This is a genomic window from Rahnella ecdela (genome assembly GCF_019049625.1).
Lineage (GTDB): Bacteria > Pseudomonadota > Gammaproteobacteria > Enterobacterales > Enterobacteriaceae > Rahnella > Rahnella ecdela.
This window is the reverse complement of the sequence record NZ_JAFMOY010000078.1, coordinates 1-3,087: the sequence shown is the minus strand read 5'-3', so window position 1 is coordinate 3,087 and position 3,087 is coordinate 1. Positions and strand designations below refer to the sequence as shown.

Genomic DNA, 3,087 nt, shown 5'->3' with positions numbered 1-3,087 from the left:
CACTCTAAAACACCTTTGGTGTTGTAAGGTTAAGCCTCTCGGGTCATTAGTACTGGTTAGCTCAATGCATCGCTGCACTTACACACCCAGCCTATCAACGTCTTAGTCTTAAACGTCCCTTCAGGTGGCTTAAAGCCACAGGGAAGACTCATCTCGAGGCAAGTTTCGCGCTTAGATGCTTTCAGCGCTTATCTTTTCCGCATTTAGCTACCGGGCAATGCCATTGGCATGACAACCCGAACACCAGTGATGCGTCCACTCCGGTCCTCTCGTACTAGGAGCAGCCCCTCTCAATCTTCCAACGCCCACGGCAGATAGGGACCGAACTGTCTCACGACGTTCTAAACCCAGCTCGCGTACCACTTTAAATGGCGAACAGCCATACCCTTGGGACCTACTTCAGCCCCAGGATGTGATGAGCCGACATCGAGGTGCCAAACACCGCCGTCGATATGAACTCTTGGGCGGTATCAGCCTGTTATCCCCGGAGTACCTTTTATCCGTTGAGCGATGGCCCTTCCATTCAGAACCACCGGATCACTATGACCTACTTTCGTACCTGCTCGAGCCGTCACTCTCGCAGTCAAGCTAGCTTATGCCATTGCACTAACCTCACGATGTCCGACCGTGATTAGCTAACCTTCGTGCTCCTCCGTTACTCTTTAGGAGGAGACCGCCCCAGTCAAACTACCCACCAGACACTGTCCTCACCCCGGATTACGGGGCCGAGTTAGAACATCAAACATTAAAGGGTGGTATTTCAAGGTTGGCTCCACGCAGACTGGCGTCCACGCTTCAAAGCCTCCCACCTATCCTACACATCAAGGCTCAATGTTCAGTGTCAAGCTATAGTAAAGGTTCACGGGGTCTTTCCGTCTTGCCGCGGGTACACTGCATCTTCACAGCGAGTTCAATTTCACTGAGTCTCGGGTGGAGACAGCCTGGCCATCATTACGCCATTCGTGCAGGTCGGAACTTACCCGACAAGGAATTTCGCTACCTTAGGACCGTTATAGTTACGGCCGCCGTTTACCGGGGCTTCGATCAAGAGCTTCTCCTTACGGATAACCCCATCAATTAACCTTCCGGCACCGGGCAGGCGTCACACCGTATACGTCCACTTTCGTGTTTGCACAGTGCTGTGTTTTTATTAAACAGTTGCAGCCAGCTGGTATCTTCGACTGGCTTCAGCTCCGGGAGCAAGTCCCTTCACCTACGCGCCAGCGTGCCTTCTCCCGAAGTTACGGCACCATTTTGCCTAGTTCCTTCACCCGAGTTCTCTCAAGCGCCTGAGTATTCTCTACCTGACCACCTGTGTCGGTTTGGGGTACGATTTCGTGTTACCTGGAGCTTAGAGGCTTTTCCTGGAAGCTTGGCATCAACTACTTCACCACCGTAGTGGCTCGTTATCACGCCTCAGGGTTGAATAAAAGAGCGGATTTACCAGCTCTTTCCCCCTACACGCTTGAACCGGGACAACCGTCGCCCGGCTAGCCTAGCCTTCTCCGTCCCCCCTTCGCAGTAACACCAAGTGCTGGAATATTAACCAGCTTCCCATCGACTACGCTTTTCAGCCTCGCCTTAGGGGTCGACTCACCCTGCCCCGATTAACGTTGGACAGGAACCCTTGGTCTTCCGGCGTGCGGGTTTTTCACCCGCATTATCGTTACTTATGTCAGCATTCGCACTTCTGATACCTCCAGCAAACCTCACAGTTCACCTTCGACGGCTTACAGAACGCTCCCCTACCCAACAACGCCTAAGCGTCGCTGCCGCAGCTTCGGTGCATGGTTTAGCCCCGTTACATCTTCCGCGCAGGCCGACTCGACCAGTGAGCTATTACGCTTTCTTTAAATGATGGCTGCTTCTAAGCCAACATCCTGGCTGTCTATGCCTTCCCACATCGTTTCCCACTTAACCATGACTTTGGGACCTTAGCTGGCGGTCTGGGTTGTTTCCCTCTTCACGACGGACGTTAGCACCCGCCGTGTGTCTCCCGTGATAACATTCTTCGGTATTCGTAGTTTGCATCGAGTTGGTAAGCCGGGATGGCCCCCTAGTCGAAACAGTGCTCTACCCCCGAAGATGAGTTCACGAGGCGCTACCTAAATAGCTTTCGGGGAGAACCAGCTATCTCCCGGTTTGATTGGCCTTTCACCCCCAGCCACAAGTCATCCGCTAATTTTTCAACATTAGTCGGTTCGGTCCTCCAGTTAGTGTTACCCAACCTTCAACCTGCCCATGGCTAGATCACCGGGTTTCGGGTCTATACCTTGCAACTTGACGCCCAGTTAAGACTCGGTTTCCCTACGGCTCCCCTATACGGTTAACCTTGCTACAAAATATAAGTCGCTGACCCATTATACAAAAGGTACGCAGTCACCCAACAAAGTAGGCTCCCACTGCTTGTACGTACACGGTTTCAGGTTCTATTTCACTCCCCTCGCCGGGGTTCTTTTCGCCTTTCCCTCACGGTACTGGTTCACTATCGGTCAGTCAGGAGTATTTAGCCTTGGAGGATGGTCCCCCCATATTCAGACAGGATGTCACGTGTCCCGCCCTACTCATCGAACTCACAACATATGCATTTTTGTGTACGGGACTATCACCCTATACTGTGCGACTTTCCAGACGCTTCCACTAACACATACGCTGATTCTGGTTCTGGGCTCTTCCCCGTTCGCTCGCCGCTACTGGGGGAATCTCGGTTGATTTCTTTTCCTCGGGGTACTTAGATGTTTCAGTTCCCCCGGTTCGCCTCATTACACTATGTATTCATGTAATGATAATGTGTCGAAACACATTGGGTTTCCCCATTCGGGTATCGTCGGTTATAACGGTTCATATCACCTTACCGACGCTTTTCGCAGATTAGCACGCCCTTCATCGCCTCTGACTGCCTAGGCATCCACCGTGTACGCTTAGTCGCTTAACCTCACAACCCGAAGGTGTCTTATAGACATCATCGCGCTGCGATTATTTGAGAGACTCTGTTACAGACTAATCCACCACTCAGTACTTCTACGGAGAGTGATGTTCAGCTGTAAACTTTCAATTTTCAGCTTGTTCCAGATTGTTAAAGAGCAA

1 rRNA gene is annotated in these 3,087 nt (G+C 51.7%); it reads right to left on the bottom strand.

The window, feature by feature from the left end:
- Nucleotides 1–25: 25 nt before the first annotated feature.
- A 23S ribosomal RNA gene (locus J1784_RS00425) occupies nt 26–2,935 on the bottom strand.
- Between the last annotated feature and the right edge of the window lie 152 nt (nt 2,936–3,087).